At 46.7% G+C, this 23,432-nt stretch carries 18 protein-coding genes; 3 read left to right on the top strand and 15 right to left on the bottom strand.

The features are described 5' to 3' along the window. Nucleotides 1-9: 9 nt before the first annotated feature. The 4 genes from BLQ13_RS24930 to BLQ13_RS24915 form a co-directional block, all read right to left on the bottom strand. Nucleotides 10-918 carry a carbohydrate ABC transporter permease gene (locus BLQ13_RS24930; RefSeq protein ID WP_090924403.1) on the bottom strand — a complete coding sequence of 303 codons (909 nt, stop codon included), beginning with the start codon at nucleotides 916-918 and terminating at the stop codon, nucleotides 10-12. Nucleotides 919-935: 17 nt separating this feature from the next. Further along, nucleotides 936-1,922 carry an ABC transporter permease gene (locus BLQ13_RS24925; RefSeq protein WP_186809556.1) on the bottom strand — a complete coding sequence of 329 codons (987 nt, stop codon included), beginning with the start codon at nucleotides 1,920-1,922 and terminating at the stop codon, nucleotides 936-938. A gap of 181 nt (nucleotides 1,923-2,103) precedes the next feature. Continuing rightward, nucleotides 2,104-3,717: a response regulator transcription factor gene (locus tag BLQ13_RS24920; RefSeq protein WP_090924402.1), complete on the bottom strand. Its 1,614-nt coding sequence runs from the start codon at nucleotides 3,715-3,717 to the stop codon at nucleotides 2,104-2,106. Next, entirely contained in the window at nucleotides 3,692-5,485 is a 1,794-nt protein-coding gene (locus BLQ13_RS24915; RefSeq protein ID WP_090924401.1) for a sensor histidine kinase, read from the bottom strand. The genes BLQ13_RS24920 and BLQ13_RS24915 overlap by 26 nt, the downstream gene beginning before the upstream one ends. Before the next feature lie 516 nt (nucleotides 5,486-6,001). Here BLQ13_RS24915 and BLQ13_RS24910 point away from each other — a divergent pair. Next, entirely contained in the window at nucleotides 6,002-7,417 is a 1,416-nt protein-coding gene (locus BLQ13_RS24910; RefSeq protein ID WP_090924437.1) for a hypothetical protein, read from the top strand. Here BLQ13_RS24910 and BLQ13_RS24905 read toward each other — a convergent pair. The 4 genes from BLQ13_RS24905 to BLQ13_RS24890 all read right to left on the bottom strand — a co-directional run bounded on the left by BLQ13_RS24905 (nucleotide 7,410) and on the right by BLQ13_RS24890 (nucleotide 11,423). Continuing rightward, a complete protein-coding gene (locus tag BLQ13_RS24905; RefSeq protein ID WP_090924400.1) occupies nucleotides 7,410-8,021 on the bottom strand; it encodes a DUF4269 domain-containing protein in 612 nt (203 codons plus the stop codon). The two genes, BLQ13_RS24910 and BLQ13_RS24905, sit on opposite strands and share 8 nt — an antisense overlap. Continuing rightward, a complete protein-coding gene (locus tag BLQ13_RS24900; protein WP_090924399.1) occupies nucleotides 8,018-8,230 on the bottom strand; it encodes a YwbE family protein in 213 nt (70 codons plus the stop codon). Before BLQ13_RS24900 ends, BLQ13_RS24905 begins: the two co-directional genes overlap by 4 nt. 291 nt (nucleotides 8,231-8,521) lie before the next feature. Then, complete coding sequence (locus BLQ13_RS24895; RefSeq protein ID WP_090924398.1) at nucleotides 8,522-9,313, bottom strand: polysaccharide deacetylase family protein; 792 nt, start codon at nucleotides 9,311-9,313, stop codon at nucleotides 8,522-8,524. 79 nt (nucleotides 9,314-9,392) lie between these two features. After that, entirely contained in the window at nucleotides 9,393-11,423 is a 2,031-nt protein-coding gene (locus BLQ13_RS24890) for a Na+/H+ antiporter (RefSeq protein WP_090924397.1), read from the bottom strand. A 208-nt stretch (nucleotides 11,424-11,631) separates the two neighbouring features. On the opposite strand from BLQ13_RS24890, the gene BLQ13_RS24885 reads away from it, so the two are divergent. Next, a complete protein-coding gene (locus BLQ13_RS24885; RefSeq protein WP_090924396.1) occupies nucleotides 11,632-11,931 on the top strand; it encodes a hypothetical protein in 300 nt (99 codons plus the stop codon). Nucleotides 11,932-12,032: 101 nt separating this feature from the next. Here BLQ13_RS24885 and BLQ13_RS24880 read toward each other — a convergent pair whose 3' ends face one another. Next, on the bottom strand, nucleotides 12,033-12,515 hold the full coding sequence (locus tag BLQ13_RS24880) for a MarR family winged helix-turn-helix transcriptional regulator (RefSeq protein WP_090924395.1): 483 nt from the start codon (nucleotides 12,513-12,515) through the stop codon (nucleotides 12,033-12,035). 286 nt (nucleotides 12,516-12,801) lie between these two features. On the opposite strand from BLQ13_RS24880, the gene BLQ13_RS24875 reads away from it, so the two are divergent. Then, nucleotides 12,802-13,932 (top strand): FAD-dependent monooxygenase, encoded by a 1,131-nt coding sequence (locus BLQ13_RS24875; protein WP_244159455.1) that lies wholly within the window; start codon nucleotides 12,802-12,804, stop codon nucleotides 13,930-13,932. 106 nt (nucleotides 13,933-14,038) lie between these two features. Here the strand turns inward: BLQ13_RS24875 and BLQ13_RS24870 are convergent, their stop codons facing one another. From BLQ13_RS24870 to BLQ13_RS24845, 6 genes are all read right to left on the bottom strand, one after another. After that, nucleotides 14,039-16,618 (bottom strand): beta-mannosidase, encoded by a 2,580-nt coding sequence (locus BLQ13_RS24870; protein ID WP_090924394.1) that lies wholly within the window; start codon nucleotides 16,616-16,618, stop codon nucleotides 14,039-14,041. Between the two features lie 20 nt (nucleotides 16,619-16,638). After that, nucleotides 16,639-18,240, bottom strand: coding sequence for a helix-turn-helix domain-containing protein (locus BLQ13_RS24865; RefSeq protein WP_090924393.1), 1,602 nt, complete (start codon nucleotides 18,238-18,240; stop codon nucleotides 16,639-16,641). Beyond that, on the bottom strand, nucleotides 18,237-20,054 hold the full coding sequence (locus BLQ13_RS24860; RefSeq protein WP_090924392.1) for a sensor histidine kinase: 1,818 nt from the start codon (nucleotides 20,052-20,054) through the stop codon (nucleotides 18,237-18,239). Before BLQ13_RS24860 ends, BLQ13_RS24865 begins: the two co-directional genes overlap by 4 nt. 30 nt (nucleotides 20,055-20,084) lie before the next feature. Next, complete coding sequence (locus BLQ13_RS24855; RefSeq protein ID WP_090924391.1) at nucleotides 20,085-20,960, bottom strand: carbohydrate ABC transporter permease; 876 nt, start codon at nucleotides 20,958-20,960, stop codon at nucleotides 20,085-20,087. A 15-nt stretch (nucleotides 20,961-20,975) separates the two neighbouring features. Further along, the gene (locus tag BLQ13_RS24850; protein WP_090924390.1) at nucleotides 20,976-21,857 is read right to left on the bottom strand and encodes a carbohydrate ABC transporter permease; all 882 of its coding nucleotides are present in this window, start codon (nucleotides 21,855-21,857) and stop codon (nucleotides 20,976-20,978) included. Nucleotides 21,858-22,008: 151 nt separating this feature from the next. Then, nucleotides 22,009-23,322 (bottom strand): extracellular solute-binding protein, encoded by a 1,314-nt coding sequence (locus BLQ13_RS24845; RefSeq protein ID WP_090924389.1) that lies wholly within the window; start codon nucleotides 23,320-23,322, stop codon nucleotides 22,009-22,011. Between the last annotated feature and the right edge of the window lie 110 nt (nucleotides 23,323-23,432).

Below are 23,432 nucleotides of genomic sequence, written 5' to 3'. Positions count from 1 at the left end.
CGGCCGGAGTTATCCTTTCACAGCACCTACTGTCAGACCTTTGATGAAGTAACGCTGAAAGAACGGGTACGCCAGTACGATTGGACCGATACCGACGACAGCCATCGCCATTTGCAACGTTTTGTTTGGCAGATTGAGAAGTCCGCCCTGCGATGAGATCTGTGAAGAAACGTTAGAGTTGGTTGTTAAATATTGAATATCGAGCAGCGTCCGGTACATAAGGTACTGAAGGCTGATCGTCCGGTTATCCGAAATAAAAATCATACTAAGATACCAGTCATTCCAATAGTTCAGCGTACTGAACAGCGCCACGGTTGCCATAACCGGCAATGAAAGCGGCAGTACGATTCGCAAAAACGTTTTCAATTCACCTGCTCCATCGATACGTGCTGATTCCAGAATCGAAACGGGAATGGAGTTCGCGAAGAAAGTACGCATGACAAGTACAAAGAACGGTGATAAGAGCAACGGCAAGATCAAAGCGAGAATCGAGTTTTTCAAATCCAGCACGTTGACGTAAACCAGATACCAGGGAACAAGTCCACCGTTAAATAACATCGTGAAGAAGATGAAAAAGGCGAACCAGCCTCGGTATGGCAGATCTCTTCGTGATAGTGGATAAGCATATAATGCGGTCAGCGCAACACTCGTAATCGTACCAACAACCGTTACAATGATAGAAATTCCATACGAGTGAATGATCTGATCCATATCTTTAAAGAGGAATTCATAGGCCGTGAGGCTGAATTGCTCCGGTATAAGCTTGTAGCCATTCGCAATAACCGTTGTTTCGTCCGAGAAAGAGATGGCGAAGACCAGTATGATCGGCACGATACAGGCAATGGCATAGAATAAAAACATGAAATGAATAACAGCAGCAGAACGCTTGGATACAGCTAATGGATCACGTGTTTTCACAACTGACTTGCCTCCTCTCAAAATAGTGCATTATCTTTGTCAATCCGTCTGACGATGGTGTTGGACACCAGCACCAGTACAAATCCGACAATCGCTTGATATAGACCTGCCGCAGATGACATCCCGATGTCTCCACCAATGAGGAATGTCCGATATACATACGTATCAAGAACGTTGGTTACAGGGAACAACGCACCTGATTCCAGCGGAACCTGATAGAACAAGCTGAAGTCTGCATAGAAGATCCGGCCAATCTGAAGCAATGTCATAATGACAATCAGCGGGATCAAAAACGGAATGGTGATAAAACGAATCTGATGCCACTTCGATGCACCATCCAGCACAGCCGCTTCATAATATTCTTCATCAATGCCCACAACAGCGGCCAGATAAATGACGGCATAATAACCGATATTTTTCCACGTATTCACAAGCGGCAAGATGTACGGCCAATACTTCGGTTCCGAGTACCAGTCAATTGGCTGTCCTCCGAACATTTGCAGTATGGTTGAGTTCATGAATCCCGAGTCCTTGCCGAGGAAAGCCAAAACGAGATAACTAACCACAATCATCGATAGAAAATAAGGTAACAACATCAGCGACTGATACAGTTTGGACATCGCTTTGTTTTTAACTTCGTTAAGCAAAATGGCGAGACCTACACCGACAGTAAGATTGAGTGCAATAAACACGGTGTTGTATGCAAGGGTGTTTCGCGTAATTTCCCATGCATCGCTGGTCGAGAACAGGTATTTAAAATTGTCCCACCCGCTCCACGGGCTTCCCCAGATTCCATCCGCGTAGTTTACATTTTTGAATGCGATCAGAACGCCGAACATCGGCATATAATTGTTTACCAGCAGAAACAGAATACCTGGCAAAAACATCAGGTAAAGCACCTTGTACTTGCCAAGATTGTACAACACGGACTTGCGCTTTCGAACCGTGCCTTCCGGTATCTCCGATATCCGTACGCCCTTACCCGCTTGGGGTTGTGTCTTCATAACGTGTTCTCCCTCACTCCTCTTGAATTCTTCCTCAGGATGAAGCTCCGTGCGCCTCCTGTGGTTCAAGTATACGGCGGGGCGATCAAGTCCTCTATCTGCTGTGGTGACCTATTCAGTTATCAAATTATGACTTTGATGCCATAAAAAACAAACAAAAAGCGCAGCATGCTGCGCCTGATTACATGGTTCTGGATTGTTTGCGAAACTCCTGTGGTGTAATGCCGGTACATTTTTTGAACATTTTCGTAAAATGAGAGTAATTATAGTATCCGACCTTACCCGCAATATCCGTTACCTTGACGGTGGATTGAGATAACAACGTTTTCGCCATGGCCACTCTGCGCTGAAGAATGAATTCGGACAGGGACATTCCCTTCTCTTTACGGAACAACCGGGACAGATAAGCCGGGTTAAATCCGGCAAAAGCAGCCAGTTCCTCCCGCATCAGTTCTTCTCCAATATGGTTTTCAATGTAGATACATAACTGATCCACAATCGACATCGGATTCTGATCGTCCGGGTACAATATTGGAATGACGCGATCAATGAGATCAAGTGTCCACTGTTTTAACTGCGGCAATGACCTTGTAACCACCGTTTCTTCCGGCTCCCGTTCTCCGGGGTACAAGCTGCGGATGGATACATTTTTCTGGTGCAGAAGCGGATAGACAACGTGCAACATCGCATGATAATAGAGCCGTAACATCTCTGGAGATAACCCGTCCTGGGCAGCAAGTAAATCAAAAATTTCATCCACCCGTTCACGCAAATCTTCTACCTTGCCGGTTTCAAAAAGGATAGACAGCTCTGAGAACCACGGGATAGGCAAAAACCGATCCTCCTGATCTCGATCCCGCTCATCATACACAAAAACCTCTTCGAGCTCTTTAATGTTGCGGCGCTCCATGTCCATGAGTTCATTCAACATGCCTTGCAATTCGGTTACAGCTACCGGTGCACCTACATAACAGGATAGCCGGCAGTAGAAGTATGTACCGCACTCCTGAATGTAACGCTGACAACGTTGCTCCGCTTCACTAGCTGCAAGGATGACATCATCTTGCTCATAGGCTAGCACTATATTTAAGCCACTGTGATCCTGGAACACTTCACCCGGTTTCTCTCCGAGTAATATTTCTCTCGCTGCATTGCGTAGAGCATATTCCAGTACCTCTTCATCGCGCAGATTAAATTCACGTACCCACTCTTCAACGGAGATCACGATGGGCAGTACACGCACCTCGGGATCAATCTCTGCACCGTACAGTTCGGCAAGTTTTTGCAGCCGTTGTGGAGTAAGTGCACTTCGCTGAGATACTGCGTCCTTCCAGAAACGTTCCGTCAGGAGTGGTTTATGGGTTTTCCAGCGTTTGTATACGGTTTCGTAAACTTCGTTCGTTCGTGTGCGTTGCTCTCCGTCTCTAATCTTCTCCAATGCTCTTGTAACTACTTTGAGCAGTTGGTCTGCGGGAGCAGGTTTCAACAGATAATCAAAACTATTCAGTTTGATGGCGGTCTGGGCATAATCGAAGAGCGCATGACCTGTCAGAAAAATCGTCAGAATGCCAGGGTCATGCTTCAATACCCAGCTCTGCAGGTCGAGCCCGGTTTCCCCGGGCATCTCGATGTCGCAAATCAGAATGTCGATAGCATGGGTTCGGATGACCTGCCGAGCTTCCTCCACATCACATGCACCGAATACCTGGTCAATTCCGGCTGCATTCCAGTCCACTCCCTCCAGCATGGCTTGCAGGGCATACACTTCATCATCCACGATCAACAGGTTCCGCATGATTTCCTCCTTCTTGCTCCTCGGTCTGAGCAGGCAAATAAATGCTTACTGCAGCGCCTCCGTCTATCCTATTTTCAAACGTTAACCCGGCCTCCGGACCATACTTCACCAGTAACCGATGTGCAACATTCCATATCCCGATGTGTTGCCCCCCCGGATCTTTGGCATATTCTCCCCGTTGTAGTTGTTCTAGTAGCACGGGCTTGAACCCGACCCCGTTGTCCACAATCTGTAGCAGGAGCATACCATCTTCGGCCTGACTACTGGACGTTTCCGTCAGACGTGCGGTAATCCGAATCACAAACGACTGCATTCTGCGTTGAAAACCATGGATAATTGCATTTTCGACAAAAGGCTGAATTGTCAGCGGCGGAAGCACAACATGTCCCACCTCTGGATCGATATCCAGTTCAAAATCCAGCTTGCTCGGGAACCTTAACTTCTGAATTTCAAGATAATGTCGAATGTGCTCCATCTCTTCGTTTAGCGTGATCACTCGTTTGCCAGCCCTTAAGCTGGATCTGAAATAATCAGCCAGATGACCAGCCATCTGTTGCACCAGTTCATGTTTTTGCAAGGAAGCGAGGCTATGAATAATATTCAGGGAATTCAGATAAAAGTGAGGATTAATCTGCATCTGCAATTGCTTGAACTCCGCCTCTCGCGTACGCAGTTGCTCTTCATATACATCAATCTTCAAATGTTGAATTTCCTGAATCATCTGATTGAAGCTACGTGTCACAAACTCCAGTTCAGACGAAGACGGTGCCTCCAGCGTTACATCGAGTTCCCCTCGGCTAACCCTTCTCATTCCCCGAATAAGCGCATTCATTGGACGGAACAGAAGCTGTCTTAGGAAGAAAAGTGCTGTGATCAAAATAACGGCCGCCCCGATCGGAAGTAGCCTGATGATCTGTTGGAAAAACGGCAGGTTACGCATCATATCTTCCTCCGGCAACAAGACGATATAATTCATATCCGACATGGCTGAGGGAATGCCCACCATTAAATACTGACGAGCAGTACTATCCGGCTCCGAGATGACCTGATACGGACTCTCCAAATCGGTCAAATGATCGCCGACCAGCTTGATCTGCCCCTTATTTAACGTAGAATCAGATAATGCTCTGCCATCAGGTGTAACGATCACCGCTCCACCTCTGTCACCTGATTCAGCAAACTGTTGTGTGTCATTCAGCGCATTCATATCGACCAGTGCGCCAGCATAGAACTGCTGATTGATACGTACCGTTTTCACAAGTGCATTAAATGATCCTCCGCGGACGATGCTCCATTCCGGCCTTTGGATATCCCCTTCGAGCTGCCGCATCTGTGCAGGCATATTGCGCTGTACCACCGATTTTTTAATATCATAATTGCCCGCGGTTGCCAGCAACAGGTCATCATTCACCGCATCATACAAATAAAAAGAATCGATAAGATTATAGAAACCGATATCGGTCATAAACTTGTTCATGATTCGCTGCTTGGCAATGATGTAATCTCCGCTTCCGTATTCAAGAAAAAACAGCGAGATAATATCAGGGTCACGCTCACCCAAGCTGTATAAATATCGATTGGTTTCCTGTAATACACGCTCATTTTGTTCCACGTTTTTGGCCAAATGATTCATATTGGTGAGGGATACCTTATCACGTACGACCTTCATGGCATACACATTGTTATAGTACAACAGCATAAACAGCGGTAGCATGATTAACGTAAGTCCCACAATAAATTTAAAGCGTAATGAACGGATCAAGTTCATACATTAACGTCCTTTTGATTCAGGCTGGCTGAATTTTTTCTAATTTCTACCTGAAGATGGCATGTATATTGTAATCACCTCAGTTTGCCGTTGTCTATCAGGTTCGGTGACCCACGGATGTGTGTTATCGTGACTTGCTATAGTCATAGTCGCCTGTCGTGTGTTTGCTCGTTTCACTCATATAATTCTCTGGATGTAAAAAAAATCCTGCTCTATAAGTTGAACTAAAGACGTTTACACCGGGGCACTCCAATGACAGAATAACCTTCCAATCGCTGTTATCCCCAGATTTTTTGATTCCCTTTTATTAATGGGAAAATCCGGTGATAAAGGCGAGCGCTCCGCTTTTCCAGGTTTTTTCTGTCCTCTCCGTTTTTGTGTAAATGAATAGTTCAATTTATAAAAGCAGGACATATCCTTAGATAATCACCACCTCCTTGAACATGCGGGTCTGACATGCATAGGATATAGCATTCCCAGGATCGATGACCAGGGATGCAGGAGGCTGTCATCATGATGAATATTCAACTAGTCCCGTTGCATTATGTGTATCTGGCATTTATTGTCCTGATTATCGCTGTCATGGTTCGGCGCAAAGATACAACCATTATCTGTGTCGCAGGCATTATGACCATCGGACTGCTGGCAACTGAAACATTAAATGGCTCCGTCACCGGGGTTTTTAACAGTTTTATCTACGCAACGAAGGAATTGTTAAGTACAATCTTTATCATCTCAATTATCGTGGCGATGAGCCGTGTTCTGATCCGCACAGGTATTAATGAAATCATGGTCACACCGCTCACCCGATTTATTCGCACGCCTCAAGCTGCATACTGGGGCATTGGACTTATCATGATGGTCGTATCTTTATTTTTCTGGCCATCTCCTGCAGTAGCCTTGATTGGAGCAGTACTTTTGCCGGTAGCGGTTCGCGTAGGTTTACCTCCGATTGGAGCCGCCATTGCAATGAACCTGTTTGGGCATGGCATTGCCTTGTCAGGGGATTACATTATCCAAGGAGCTCCCAAACTTACTGCGGACGCAGCTGGTCTTCCAGTTACGTCAGTGATGGTTGCCAGTGTTCCTCTCGTCATAATCATGGGCATAGTATCTACTCTTACCGCCTTCTGGATGCTTCGCAAAGAAATGAAGCCCCCCAAATGGAAGGAACAGGAGTTTGCTCCACGGCAGCAGCCGGCGTCTAAGTCACAGTCAGAACCAAATGAGTCTGCACCAGTTACCACATTGCCTCTTCGTCTGAGAAAAATATTCGCTATACTCATTCCGTTGTTATTCGCACTGGATGTCGTACTGATGTTTGTGCTGAACCTTCAGGGCGGGGATGCAACGGCACTAATCGGGGGAACCGCCGTCGTTATTCTGATTGCTGTTTCCATTGCTGCACACCGCCATAACGGATCAGAGGAAACGACTAATTATCTTATCGAAGGATTCCAGTTCGGATTCAAAGTATTTGGTCCGGTCATTCCGATTGCCGCATTCTTTTATCTCGGGGATGCTGCTATAACGGAGTTATTTATGAATCCACTTCCTGAAGGGTCACACGGGATCGTCAATGATCTTGGCGTTGCATTTGCGGGGATTGTACCAATGAATGGAACCGTCGGGGCGATTACGATGACCGTCACTGGAGCTGTAACCGGTCTGGATGGCTCTGGTTTTTCGGGAATTTCCCTCGTAGGTTCCATTGCTGCCATGTTTGCAGGTACGACAAACTCGGCTCCGGTACTTACCGCACTGGGCCAGGTAGCCGCAATCTGGGTTGGCGGCGGAACGTTGATTCCGTGGGCATTAATTCCGGCTGCCGCCATTTGCGGGGTCAGCCCGTTTGAACTTGCGAGGCGTAATCTGAAACCGGTTATCAACGGATTAACGGTAACTACAATTGTAGCTATCTTTCTCATTTAAATGTGACGCGTGAATTGGCAAAGTCCCACAGCTCCGGTTTCTGCAGACTGGCTAGATCTCTCATTGCTATGTAAGGATCACCCTCTAACCCTAGTACATGGGCGAAGGCAGGCTCTGTTTTCCACCCTGCTCGCTTAAGTCTGCGGATCTCGCGTTGCCCTGCCTCTCCCCATAACTGCAACAAACTCCATTCGACCTGCATATGTAAGTAGGCATTCTGCTGATCGACAGGAGTTGCTTGGGCAAATATTTCAACAGGCCATAATCCCAAGCTCAGTTTACATGTGACATATACGTTCTGACCTAAGGCATGATCTCCGAACGTCCACTCTGTCCTTCCGTTCACCGCAATGCTCTCTAGTTGCCTAGCCATCTTAACTTGGAAAGCGTTCAGATCTTCTGAATAACACAGGATGTCCAGATCACTATCAGGAAGATGCACGTCAATCGGTACCGTCCCCGCAGGGAACGCAGCGTGGGTAGAAAGCATGAAAAGTAGTCCGCTCTCGTGCAACACACGGTAAGCATCTTGTTGCTGTTGATTGCCAACCGACAGGTGCGTCATTACTTTTTCGGTTGTATCCAGCCTCCCGTTCACACTCATTGCGGATGATTTCCTGCAGAAATTACTTGTTTCACTCGCCCCACTTGACCGTTTGTCAATCTCACCTTGATTCCATGAGGATGTGAAGGAGATTTGGTTAACAGATCCTTAACGATTCCTCTCGTGAGTTTGCCACTGGATTGATCCTGTTTCAGTACGATATCGACCTCTAAACCAGGTCTGATGTCAGCTCTCTTTTGTCCATTCAACTTGTTCACCTTCTCTATTAACATAATACTGTCTGATATAAAGACTTTATCTATTGTAGACGTTTCGATTGTAAAACAAAAGCCTAGAACTTATTTCCAATCAATTTGCAGCATACCCGCCAAACCGAGGTTCAATGAATAAATTCACGACAAACAGCCGCAAAGCATTATTGGTTCAGCTTGATTGCGGCTGTGATTAGCTTAGACTTACTAAAAAATCTTACTTTCCAACGCATTCTAGGTGCAGCTGATTTTACAGATGAATCTTTCAATCGCTCTCAATCGCCTGCACTACGGATGCTTTCGTGGTAATGAGGACGACACCCCGCCCTTGGCAGCTTCACGAGCTTTCACAGCAAGAAGTTCAGATACGGTAACAAATTGATAACCCTGTTCCTGCAGTTTGGGCAAAATCATTCGAAGAGCATCAATCGTATGGGATTTACTTTCCACTTTGTCATGAAACAAAACGATGTCTCCATTACGAGCATTATTTAATACTTTGTTTGTAATCGCTGATACACCAGGTAGAGCCCAGTCTCGAGTATCCTGATGCCAAGACCATAATACGATCGTATAGCCCTTCTGCTTCGCCGCCTGAATCACCATATCGTTATAATACCCCCCAGGAGGTCTGAACAACAGTGGGCGCTCCGCACCAGCATTTACAATCGAAGCTTCTGCCTCTTGCATGTCTTTCAAGTACTTATCCGCTGTTGTTGAACGAACCGCATACGTGTGTGCAAATGTATGATTTGCGATCTCATGTCCTTCACGTTGCTCCTGCATGACGATGTCAGGAAATTTCTCTGCCCACTTGCCGAGTACAAAAAAAGTTCCCTTCGCATGATACTGTTTGAGCAAAGCTAAAATCTGCGGTGTCTGAACAGGGTCTGGTCCATCATCAAAAGTCAGAGCGATCAGTTTGTCCTGCGTGGGGACTTCCCATACGATCTCTCCCCGTTCTTCATAATACTGACGGTTCTTCTTCACTGGCTTGGCATACGCCCAACTTGTCGAACTGCCAAGGATTGTTCCAGTCAGTATGAACAATGCGATGAATCGGGTAGCTTTCAGGTTCATGTCATATCCTCACTTTGAATTTCATACGTCAAACTCTCCGTTAGCATTGCCCGATTCATGCGAACTCATGAATAATCCATTAATCGTTTTTAAGAGCTGTTGCCTCTACATCATTGATATAACGACGTAATCTGGCTGCAACATCGCGTGTAATCTCTCCGTTCTCATACAGCTGTTGTATTGTATTGCGTTGCTCCTGAATAGCTACCATCTGAAGTTCCAGTTTATCCTGATTAAACGGATCTTCCGTCGTCTTATCCTGATTCCATGCACGTAACTTTGCGATCACCCGTTCATATTTAGAAATAACCGCGAGAGCCGCCACACGATTGGAGTCATTCATATGTGCCCGGATGGCTTTGATTGCTGCCTGAGAGGTACGTAGCTTCACCTTGCGGAACAGTTCGGCATTTTCAAGCATAAAGGGCTGATCTGGTTTGCTGGTACGGTTGGTGAACAGTTGACCCAGCATTCGTCCAATCTCATTGAGCGACGCCAGCAGTTGAGTGTTCGTCCGGTTGGAGAGCATCATCTCCTTACGATCCAGCCAGTTATCACATTTGAAAGCCGCTTCAGGCCCAAGGGCATTTTCATCCATCATCACTTCAATCTCTTTGCGCTCAGCCCGGGTAGCAATTAGATTGATCGCTGTTTCCTGCTTCTGCAATGCTTTACGATTATCTGCTGTAAACTGCCCTGTCGCCTGTTTAATATATTTGGACAGGTCAGACACAACGGCCAGTGCGGCAGCTTTATTTTCATCGTTCATTTCAGACTTGACTGCTCGAATAGCGGCATTCAGCATAATGTCCTGTGCTCTGCGTTCAGATTTCTGAGGTGTATTTTCATCGGAGGATTTCCCCTCTTCCTTGGCTAACACAGGTAACAACGCGCTCGCCGCAATCAGAGAGAACAAAATAACACCAGCCGCCAGAAAAATAATTAAATCACGTTCGGGAAAAGGCGACCCGTCCTGAAGCACAAATGGAATCGAAAATGCTCCAGCCAGTGTCACTGCACCTCTTACTCCCGATAGAGAGAGAATAGTAATCTCCTTGAAGCGTGGTTTGCCAATAGCGGACTTCGCACGTAGACATTCATTGACTTGCCAGAACAGATAAATCCACAAGAAACGTAACAACACAAGTAGAACGGAGATGATCAGTACATAACCCAGCACCTCGAAGTTATTGAATGATACGTTAACAAAGATCTTACTAAGCACATCGGGAACCTGCACGCCGAGAATGACAAACACCAGACCATTCAATATAAATAAAATAACAGACCAAGTGCTCGCAGACACCACTTGCATCTTAATCTGAACCGATTCTGCCCGGTCACGCTCAATCGCATGAATGATCCCGCCTGCAACCACGGCCAGAATGCCTGAGACCCCGATCTCTTCACTCAAGAGGTAGATGACGAATGGAGTCAGAATCTGAAGCAACATATGAATCGTTACATCTTCCATGCCCAGTCTGCGAATCCATACCCCGAGCCGAATAAACAAAAAAGACATGAGCGCACCAGCAAGCAGACCTCCTACGGCAATGATAATGAAACTGAATGTGGCTTGAGTGAGTGAGAAAACACCCGTAACCGTAGCTGCGATAGCAAATTTAAATGCAACCAGGCCCGAAGCATCATTCATTAATGCTTCTCCTTCAAGAAGTCTATGTATACTTTTGGGCAGATGTACACGTCCGGCCATGGCACCTACAGCAACTGCATCTGTCGGAGAAAGAATGGCCGCAAGCGCAAATGCGGCAGGAAGTGGAATGGTCGGAATCAGCCAGTGTATGGCATATCCGGCAACAGCAACCGTAACAAATACCAGTCCCAGTGCAAGCAAAAGAATCGGCGCTCGCAGATTCCATAGTTCGTTCCTTGGTGTTCTTTTTCCATCGTTATACAATAAGGGCGCAATAAATAGCACAAAAAACAATTCCGGATTCAATGGTAGATGTACACCTGCTGGTAGCAGGGCTACAGCTACTCCCAGTGCAATCTGAATAAGCGGAACGGGAATAAAAGGGACAAACCGGTTCAACACGTTAGATAGACCGATCAGTCCGAGTAGTGCAAGTACCGCAATGAATAGTTCCATGATGACAACCCTTTCCGCTATATAAGTCATGAATCGTTCGTGATGCCTTTATTTTAACAAAAGCATTGATGTTTATAACAAAGTTTTCATATTCATTTACCCACTTCAATCATGCTGATACACATCGTGCCGAAACATTTTGATTGAGTTCATATATAAGATGTACAATATGTTAAGGACATACTCAGTCGGAAAGGAACGTTCAACTATGGCTTTTGGGATTAAACGGCAAGAACTTGCAGCTTGGAAAGAACAAGTCGCTCGCGGTGAAATCGCCTATCTCACTCATTTCTGGATCGATTCCAGATTTCCCGGCATAACCAGTGTCACCAAAGTGGGCTGTGCAGACCTTCATCGCCTGGAACAATGGTGTCGTGAACACGGGTTAGACCCGCGTTATATTCACCGAAGACAGCCCTTCCCTCATTTTGACTTAATGGGCAGTCGGCAGAAAGATATTCTTATACAGGAAGGCTTGAACGATCATGTATCTCGCTTTCATCTATAGCTATAGCTCTGTTATAACACGCAAAACGCCAGTCTTCACATATTCATACCCGGTACCGGGTACGAATGCATGAGGACTGACGTCTTCAGGTGTCATATGCATTAACGATAGGTCTGCTCGAAAGATTTCATATTTTCCAGCAGCTTCATTTCTATTTTTTTGAGCATGCCCAGCATTAATTGCTGTTCTTCCTCCGTAAGCGCTTGTAACAACTCCCATGTCATGCGGCCACGATTAGCATTCAACGTTCTGGCTAATTGCTCTCCCTCATCCGTTAAGGACAGCCAGACGATTCTGCGATCTTCCTCGCTGCGTTCACGTTGAATCAAATTTTCGCTTTCAAGTTGATTAAGTACAATCGTCGTAGCTCCAGAGGACAGACTAAGCTGACGCGCAACATCAACTGCCATGCAGCGTTTTTCACGTAAAATCATGCCCAATATATGGCTTTTTGTTGGATTCAGCTTGCAGTTCGTTTCTGACTTTTGCTGTTGATCCAATACTTTATTTTTATATCTGAAGAAGGCCTCCAACAATTGATCAACGTTTGCCAATTGCGAGTTTCGCTCCGTATTCGGGCTCATATCCGTTCCTCCTGCCTTTCATTGTAACCTGCCTTATATTGTAACATATTTACACACATTTGGTTGTGAAAAAAAAGAGTGCCTAGTGAGCAAAATGGTTGCGTCCCTTTATGTTGATAAAAAAATTGAATTTGGCCTATTGTATATAAAGAACACTTTGTTTATAATAACGTATATCCAATAGGTTACTTTTAGTTACTTAATAATTTAAATAAATCTGTTATCATAAAGTAAACTTCCGTCCACTACTAGATTTTCACTACTATATAGCAAGGGAATAATGTACATGAAATTGATGAAATCTCAGACAAACGATACACTCTACACGGATGTCTGCATTGTCGGGGCAGGGCCCGGAGGCGCCTTGCTTTCATATTTGCTTAACCAGAAAGGTATCTCTACATTACTCATTGAGCGACAGCCTCATCTGCATAAATCATTCCGTGGAGAACTGCTGAATGCAGATGGCGAAGCTATTTTGAACAAACACGGATTATATTCCCATATTCAAGAGCAGGGCTTGTTGCATCTAGAGCAGATTCAATATTGGGAAGAAGGAAACATCATCCATACCATTAACCCCGATCCAAGCAAAGGGGAGCATCATGTTGGCGTTCACGTACCACAAGATCATCTCCTCGAAGCGATTACGGCCCAGACTGAAGCGCTAAGCCCGTTATATCAGGTTCGCTTCAATACAGTCATGACCGGGTTGCTTCGGGACAAAGATGGTCATGTTGTTGGCATTAACGTGCGTCAAAATGGTGTTCCTGCCTCCATTAGAGCATCTGTCGTTATTGGAGCTGACGGTAGATATTCGGCGGTGCGCAAACATGCCGGCCTTGCACCCGAGATTCGCAAACACGGCTACGATCTGTTATGGGCTCGTATTCCTGCCCCACCAGGATGGGAACCTGCCGTTCGTATGGCAAGTATGGATGGGCAACAACTCGCGTTATTTTCACAATACGACGGTTATGTACAGATTGGATGGAACATTCCCGAAGGAGGATATGCTAAGTTGCGTGAACAACCCTTTGCTCCTTTTGTAGGCAAGCTGGTAGCAGCTTTCCCCTGTCTTGCGGATTCTGTCGCTGCGCATATTAAGGACTGGAGTGACTTTGTGCTACTGTCTGTAGAGAGCAGTTATAGCTCCAAGTGGGCGGAGGATAATGTCGTACTCATTGGCGATGCTGCTCATACGATGACACCTACAGGAGCATTTGGCTTGAATGCTGCGCTTGAGGATGCCGATGTTCTTGCCGAACTGCTTATGCAGATGGCACAGAATAAATTCACATCTTCCGATGTGCTACAGCAACTGCAGGTCATTCGTGGCTCCAAAGTACAGCAACAACTGGCACGCCAAGTGCACATGGAGTCCTCTTTTCAGCAACGGTATGAATCCTTTCGCTGATTGCGAATCCATGAATACACAACATCAGCGGATTTCTTTTTTCGTGATATATTTTTCGGTTCAATCTAAAAAACCTCCACGCCAATGGAGGTTTTTCTGGGTTAAATCAAGCCTCGCTTGCATTCATCGCACTTACTCGCAGCTCTTTAAGTGGTAAAGCTTGCATCTCTGGATGCTGTAGCGTTACTGTGCGGCTCTCTCCTGGCAATAGATCAAAATAGTTATCACTGAATCGAACCCGGCCAACCGGCAACTCCAGCTTCACCATACGTGCAATGGCGACACTCGCATTAACGGTTACGGATTGTTCTTCCTCGTTTACATGAACGCTGAGCCGTGAGTGCGGTAACATCACATCTTTGGGATCACGCAAAAAGTAACGATTCATGGGTGCAACAAACCCTTCGGCTTGCAATTCCACCATCACTTCTTCCGCCCGTTTGGTTCCAAGCACTTCGGCTTCCTCTAAAGCTGTGATCTGCATAGATGACTGAGCGGGCACCTTCACTCCATATGCTGAAGTGTACAGTCGCTCTCCAGTCAGACCATAAACATTCAGTCGAAGTTGTCCTCCCACTTCATCCTGTGTATCATTAACTACCCATACGTTAAGCGAATGTCCTGGCTCATGCTCGAGCGACAATAGTACAGGATGAAAGAACGTTTTGGCATAATAAAAGGAAGCCTTCGGCAGCAGTTCATAATCGATCATCGACCAGCTTGTTCCCGGCCAGCTATCATTCAGCTGCCATACCAGCGCACCGCTGTTACGGTCATTGATTCGCCTGAAATGTTCAATGCCATAGCGTAGACCCTCTGCCTGAGTCAACATAGAGAAGTCCATGTATTCCTCTATATTTCGTGGAATGCCCGTGTACCCTTCCATCAGCAAAATACCTTTCTGATGATTCGTATCCTTATTACGATAGGCCATTTCGGGACTCCCCCAGTAAAACTGGCCGGCAGGTATATTTTTCTCCAACGTATACCGATTAGCTGAAGCATGCATGCCAAATTCACTGCTGAACAGTGCTTGATCCTTTTTATAATTTTTGAACGTGACTCCTTCAATGCTATAGTCCAGCACAGGTACTTCTCCCTGTTTCCTCGGGTATACAGAACCGTGCCACACTTGCCAGTTGTGCCGATCTCCGGTATCCGGGTCATTCGCATCCTGTCCATGATCTGCGCCATAAGGTGAAGAAGGCCAGTACGGCCTGGACGGATCAAGCCGCTCCAATGCCTCAGGAATCAGTTCGTGGTAAATCTGTTCGCCGTAGAACGGACTTGTGATATCACCACTAGCCGTTTTCATGTCATACAGCCAGTCGATTTCATTGTTGCCACACCAGATCGCCAGCGAAGCCCGGTTACGTAAACGAAGTACGTTATTCTCGACCTCTTGCTGTACATTTTGCATGAAGTCACGATTGAAATCCGGAAATAAAGCGTTGGCAAAGGCAAAATCCTGCCAGACAAGTACCCCTTGCCGATCACATTCGTCGTAAAAGACTTCTTTCTCATAGATGCCGCCTGCCCACACACGCAGCATGTTCATATGTGCTTCAACAGACAGTTCCACAAGCTCGCGGTAACGTGAATTCGGAATCGTTCCAATCAGCTGATCGGCAGGTATCCAGTTTGCTCCCTTGGCGTAGATTTTGACCCCATTCAGGATAAAAGCAAACCGTCTCTCTCCCTGCTCATTATGCAAAGCTAGCTCAATCGTCCGTATGCCATATGACTGACAGTACCGATCCACTGCTATATCATCTGCATACAGCGTAACTTCAAGTGTGTACAGATAGGGTTCCCCCAGATCATGAGTCCACCATAAGCAGGGATGAGCCACATCTAACGTTACATCTGCTTTCCCCTGTTTTACAGGCAAAGAAATAGCGCTGGCTACAACCTCTCCTTGCTGATCCAGAAGACGGATATCACAAGTGGTCACAACTGGCTGTGTCCGTTCTTGCTTGCTACGCAAAGATAAAACAGATTGTACCTCTGCAGTGACTTGTACTTGAGCCTGTTCCTTGCTTACGGCGTTGGTTCGGGCATACACATGTTGCAGTTTGGCAATCTTGCTTCGCTCCAGACGGACCGCTCCCCAGATCCCTACCGTAACGATGCGCGGCCCCCAGTCCCAGCCAAAATTCATAGCCGCTTTACGCAGCCACGGGCGTTCTTTCGTATACGAAGACCAGTCAAACGTCTCCTTCTCACGATGATGAAGATGAAGCGGGTCAAAGCGTACCGCAATCGCATTCCAGCCGCTTCGCACCAGACGGGTCACATCCAATGTATGAGACATCAGCATATTAGCGGTTTTTCCAACCTCATGTCCATTGACATATACCGTTGCAAACGTGTCCAAGCCTTCAAACACAAGTTCAATACGTTCCTCGGAAGATGCACCCGCGTCCAAATTAAAGGTGGTGCGATACCACCACTCCTTCTGCTCGATCCAGCGACTCTTGACATCGTTATGTCCAAAATAAATCGGATCTATAATGCCGCGCTCTGCAAGTGCCCCATGAACATCACCAGGCACAGTTGCCCCGATCCAGAATCGGTCATCCAGCGCTGCAGCGGCAACATCCATTGCTCGCTTTTCTTCAACCTCGTAATGTTGTATCTTCCACTGTCCTGATAAATCCTGACTTGTACGACAAACGTTGACCATTGTACTCCTGCTCCTCCCGTCTAGCTGCCTGAAGATTTAAATGCAAGTGCCTGCTCCCGGTATTCACTCGGTGTTTTGCCTGTATGCTTTTTGAACAGTCTGCTGAAATACTTCACATCCTCATAACCGCTAATTGCTGCGATTTCACTGACCTTTGCCGGAGACACAACGAGCATATCCATTGCCCGCCTGATCCTCATATCTGTAACAAAGTCACCAAAGGTTACACCCATTTCTTTTTTAAACAATTCACTAAGATGTCCTGGATGCAAATGAACCTGTCCGGCCACCTGCTGCAAGCTAATATCCTGTGCCAGTGCATTTTCAATATAACCTATCGCTTTCTGCACATGTGCGGCCTGCCCTTGTCCCATACGACTGTGATATGCCTGCATCACATCATATAAATGGTGGAACAATTCATCCCCGATCTCTGCCGGTTTCTTGTCGGTTTCAGGGGTCCATGGCTCAAGCCTGGAGGGTTGTTCCCTTCCAATCGCTTGAAGTGTTCGCGCTAGCCAGCGGTGTCCTGCAATGATTACCGAATGTAGACAAGCTACATATGATCCTGGTGTGACATCAGGTTCTGCAATCAACCTCGTAATCAGTTCACGTATCCATGTTGTAAGTGTGACTGGATCATTGTCCATGAGCAACGTACCGAGGGTAGTCTCCTCCTCATGTGTCAACACCGTTTTGCCACCTCGCCTGCCGTTAACCTCTTGATATCGCCACACTTTGGTATGCAGCAGTCCACGGTACTGTAAAGCTAACAACGCCGTTTGATAACTACGGTGCAATTCAGAAGAGTGGTTAACAGGTTCACCAAGCACAGCGCGAAGTGAACATTTCAACCATGCCTCCATACGATCTATGCCTTCCTTGATCCTGTATACGCTTACTTCATTTTCGGAAGCCACAGGTAGAACACAGACAATATATTGTTTGTCAACCTGAGCAATCGTTCCTGGGAGCACTTCTTCAATCATATTCTGCACTGCAAACCGGAGCAGCGCATCGGAAGAGCGGCCCCAACCCTCTGCCTCAATCACAACAACTTGCCTGCTCACAGGCCGTTTGTCGCCACTAACTTGCTCTATGGATTGAACGGGGAGCGCATGTTCCTCATCAAATGCGAGAAAGGATGGACAACTCCCCGAATTCGTATGACCTTCGATCACCCATCTGGCAAACTTCCTCTCCCGGTTCTCACGTAACAATTGTCCCTCACGGGACTTCTCTGCCCATCGTTCTGTAATTCTTCCTTTGGCCTGCAGCACCGTTTTGATGATCTCTTCCGGTTTGCTCGTTTTCAAGAGATAGTCTGTGACTCCATTACGGATCGCTTGCTGGGCGTAAGAGAAATCATCGTAACCCGATAAAATAATGACCTCCAGCTCCGGAAGCAGATGCTGTGCTTCTTCCGCTAGCTCCAGCCCCGACTTGCCGTTCATTCGAATATCGGTCATCAAAATATGCGGGCGTTCCTCCGCTAGTCGAGTTAAAGCCTCCTCGGCAGAAGCAGCTGGCGGAAGAATCACAATGCCAAGTTCATGCCAGGCGATCACACTCGCGAGCCCTGTGCGAATGATGACTTCGTCGTCCACAATCAATAATCTCATGGCGATTCCTCCAGAATTGGAATGGAGAACGAAATTCGGGTGCCCCCACCCTTTTTGCTGTGTATTTCAAGTAACGCATCCGTCCCATAGTGAAGAAACAGTCTTTCGTTTACATTACGGAGACCATACCCTCCATCGGACAACGACTGCCCCAGTTGCTTCCCTTGGGAATGACTACCCTGCGGCAACATGTTACTCTCATCCGCGGGGATAATACTGGCCCGCAATTGCTCCAATTGTTCCAGTTCCATGCCCGCACCGTCGTCCAGTACCAAAATGTTCATGCGCTCAACCGCGGAATCCTTCTGAATCATAATCGTTATCGTGCCTTGGTTTCCTGCCTGTTGAATCCCGTGAATCATCGCATTCTCCACCAGTGGCTGTAGCAGAAGCTTTAACATCATTCGTTGCTCCAATGCAGGATCAACAATATAATGCAGCACGAATTGATCCGGAAAACGAATCGACTGTACCCGTACATAATGACGGATATGCGCAATCTCCTGGGCAACCGGGCAGTAATCCTGTCCCTTATTCAAACTGATTCGTAGAAAATCACTTAGTCCCTCTACCATATCCGCGATCCGGTTTTCTTTGGACATCAGCGCGATCCAATGAATGGAGGAGAGCGTGTTATACAGAAAATGAGGATTAATCTGAGCCTGGAGTACACGCAGATCTGCTTCTTTTTTGCGAGCTTCCCCACGAATGATCTCTTCCTTAAGCGATTCAATATGTGCACCAAGCAGATTATAACTTTCCCCAAGCTTGCCAATCTCGTCATCACTTTCTGCTCGAAATAACGGTAAGGGACGCTTCGGGTCAACTCGAGACAAATGTCTGGTTAATACAATCAGCGGCCCCGTAACCCTGCGAACCGTGAACCAGACCAAGCCACCGCTGATTAACGCTGACAAGGCAACCGCAATTGCTGTCAAAATGATAATGTAACTATTCTCTGAACGGTATTGCTCGTAAGGAACCATACCAACCAGCGTCCACCCCGTCAGTTCCTCAGGGTAATAAAGGACCGTACGTTTTCTTTCTTCCTCACCATACGTAGTCGTCCCACTATGCCCCTTCTGAATGCGCGTAATCAGTCCCGGTTCGAGATCAGATACATGTAGCCCAAGCCGGGATTTATCCATGGAGGACAGAACCTCTCCTGTGTTGCCAATCAGTTCAAGGCTACCTTCCCCTCTACCCAGTCCAAACGCCGGCCATCCTTTAGAGATCGCATTTTCATTTAAACTGATGCTAAGCCAGCCGATGGGACGATAATTGTGGATGCTGCGAATTGGCCTGATCAACGTAATGACGTTTTGAATTCCAGAATAATTGCGAACGGGATATACACCCGTCCACCTTTTATCCGCGTTTCCACTAGGGAGAGATGGGGAAAACAGACTACCTCCATCCGGTTCATACCAAGTGGCCGTGGACAACGCAGCATCAAAGCGTCCAGGATAAATGGCAATGTTCGCAATGTACTTTTTGGATGCGGCCAGATTGGTCATTCGGCCCACAATATCCAAGCGATCGGCTTCATGATCCTCGTCGCGGCTTAGATATTGCTGAATATCCCGTTCTCCAATGAGGAAAATCGATAAATTCTCCGCATCCTGGAGCATATAACGAAGATTCGCTTCCACTTGTTTCAACGTGTCCATCCCGGACAGCTTCGTTTTTTCCTCCGTAATGCGTGAGGCGAACAGGAAAGCAAATAGTCCAAGCGCTACAAGTGGCACAATCATCGAAGCTGTGACAACCACGGATAGTTTTCGTTGCAGTGATGATGTAAGCCAGCGAACCAACTCTGTTCCTCCTTTGGATGCGCCCCTCGCTTACCCTTTGACTGCACCTGCTGTCATACCCTTCATCACCTGTTCCTGAAAGATTAAATAGACAATGATCGTAGGAATAACCGATAGGGTCATGGCAGCAAGCGTTAGACCATAATCGGTCTGATATCCATCTGCAAAGTTTGCAATGGCAAGCGGTAACGTTTTCAATCCTGTCTTATTAATAAATACAAGGGCAAAGGAAAAGTCGTTCCACGCATGTAAAAAACTCAAAATGGTCACCGTAGACAGTGCAGGAAGCGACATGGGAAGCATAATTCTGGTAAAAAGTCCCCAAAGTCCGGTTCCATCCATAAAAGCGGCCTCTTCAATATCGCGCGGAATGCTGACCAGATAAGCTGTCAACACAAAGATTGCCGTTGGCAAGGCAAACGCAGTATACGGCAAGATCAAAGCCCAATACGTATTGAGCAAGGACATCTGTTTCATCAAAATAAACAACGGAACAAGTGTACTATGAATAGGAATGAGCATGCCTACAACGAAAAACGTCATAATCAGCCCTTTCCAGCGAAACTGGAATCGTGCCAGAATGAATGAAGCCAGCGCCGCGATAAACAGCGTCAGGATCAGCGAGCCAATCGATACGGTTAGTGAATTGCCAAAGGCCGTTCCGAGCTTCGAGCTTTCCCAGGCATTTGTAAAATTGGCCACATTCCAGTGTGCCGGTAGACCAAAAGGTCTGCTGTAGAAATCCTCATTTGTTTTGAACGCACTAATCACAAGCCAATAAAACGGATACAATGTTAAAATACCATAGACCGTCAGCAGCGTCCAAAAGATTCCTTTACGAATCTGCCGAATGGAATGCCCTGCATGGCCTCTTGGTGTTGATATCGTCACAGGTGTTGTTCGCATGAGCGTGCCTCCTTTCTATCCGTTTTCTTTACGCTTCCGACTGGTCACCCACTGGCTTGTTCCGATGAGTAACAAGGAAATCAGAACAATCGTTGTAGAGATCGCACTACCAAAACCATATCGGTACGTTGTAAACGTAGAGTTATACATATACGTAGCGAGCAACTCCGTTGCGTGAGCTGGTCCACCTTTGGTCATGATGTAGACCAGATCAAAGGACTTCAGACTACCTGAAATACATAAGATAATGGCAACTTGTACCGTGCCCCAAATCATCGGCAGAGAAATAGAAACCAGTTTGCGGAGTCCAGATGCGCCATCTATTTTGGCTGCGTCATGGATTTCACCCGGGATGTTCTGCAAAGCGGAGATGAAAATAATCAAATACAGTCCAACAAAACTCCAGAGCAAGGGTGGCACAAGAGAAAATATCGCGATCTTTGCATCGGACAGCCATTGCAGCTTCCAGCTCTCCAGCCCTAGTGCATCCAGCAGGAAATTCAAGATACCGATCTGTGGATGATAGATATACTGCCAGATCATGCCGATGACCACGGTTGACAATACCATCGGCAGAAATACGGCCGAGCGCAGAAAGCGCTGGAGCGGGTTGCTTTTGTGTAACATAACTGCCAACATGAGTGCTAATGGAATCTGACCAAACACCGAAGCCAGCACAAAAATGACATTATTTTTCAAAGCCCGCCAAAAGATCGCGTCATTCCAGATTTCCACATAGTTGTTCAGGCCAATATATGTCGATGCACCAATGCCAGACCAGTTAAAAAAGCCGTAATATGCAGACCACACAACAGGCACAAACACAAACAATGCATAGATAATAACTGCCGGAGCAAGCCCCAGCATAATAAAACGCCGACTTTGCAATGCGTTCAATGGCTTCACTTCCCCTCGTATTGCCTTTCTAATCTGTCCGGTAACGGACGTTAATCTCTTATCTAAAAACCCCTCCCCTGCCGGGAAGGGGAATGAACTGTACTTTACTTTATTTAGGTTAGGTTAATCAGCCCCAGAAGCAGGAAACAACCTATTGTTTTATCGCATTCGCTTGAGCTGCCTGAATTCGGCCTGCAATATCTTCCGCTTTGCCGCCCATCAGCAGCTCCTGTAACCCGTTATTAATCACCTCAACCGTAGCCGATCCCAGTTTGGAATCGTATACCGGCGTAATCTTCACTTCCTGCATTAGATCGTACAATTCTACAAACAACGGATGAGCTTTGGACTTATCCAGATCAATCTTATAGCTGACCAATGTACTGCTGTCCAGCGTAGCTTTTTGACCGTCCGGACCAGCCAGGGCGTAGAATAGCTCCATCGCGGCGTCTTTTTGAGCACCACTCAACTTTTTGCTAACACCAAGACCCGTTCCTACAACGCCTGATGTTGTTCTTGGTTCACCTTTGCCACCTTCAACTGGAGGCAAAATCGTAATATGTGTATTTTTCAGCACCTCTTCCGGTGCATTGTTAACGAGGTTGGCGAGCGCCCACCCACCGTTCATGACCATCGCCGTTTTCCCTTGAAAATAAAGTTGCATCATCTGGGTTTCATCAATACTGTTGAATCCGTCTTGAAAAGCCTTCATGTTTCCAAGCTCCTGCATTTTCTTCAGCGCTTCAACAAATTGCGGATCAGTGAAACTTGCACCATCCTGAGCTACGGCTTTCAAAAACCAGTCCGTACCCGTCACCCGATCAGCCAGCGTACTGAAAATGGTAGACTGGGCGACCCAGTTCGTTTTATTACCGAGAGCCATCGGAATGATTCCTTTTTCGTTAAACGAAGCAACCGCCTGTTCCAATTCAGTCCACGTTTCAGGAACCTTTACGTTATTCTCTTTGAAGAGTGCCTCATTGTAATAAATAAAAGAGCTGGGCGCCAGATTCATCGGAACGGAATAAATATTTCCATCTACTGTGTATCCATCCAGTGCATTCGGAATAAAATTGTCTTTCCATTCCGGCTTCGCATCCAGATCTGCGTTGATCGGCTGCAACAGATCTCCTTTTACAAACTCCTTGGTCATTGCATCCGGCCACATCACGAAGAGATCCGGCATCTCATTGGCTGCTGCAACCGTACGTAACCTTGTTTTGAGACCGTCCGTAGGCAAGCCTTCATCCACCACTTCGATATCTGGATGCGCGGTACGGAAATCTTCAATAATTTTACGCATCGCTACCGCTTTAGCGTCTTGCCCTGTCCAGTTATGCCAGATGGTCACGGTGACTTTGTCACTGCCGCTACCACCTTCGGAAGAATCACCGCTTGAGCACCCTGCCAAAATGACGGCGAATAAGGTTAGTGCCGCTATGCCTGAAAACCATTTTTTCCACATCGTTATACTCCCCCTTGAGCACTTAATATCTGTATTGTAAATGGTAACGCTATCATAACGTAAGGTGACGATCCACGGATGCAGGGGTGAATAATATCGGTTCCCTGTTT

Origin of the sequence: Paenibacillus polysaccharolyticus, assembly GCF_900102085.1 — a bacterium.
In the GTDB taxonomy this organism is placed as follows: Bacteria; Bacillota; Bacilli; order Paenibacillales; family Paenibacillaceae; genus Paenibacillus; species Paenibacillus polysaccharolyticus.
The sequence above is the reverse complement of the archived record's forward strand: the minus strand, read 5'-3'. Positions and strand labels throughout refer to the sequence as shown.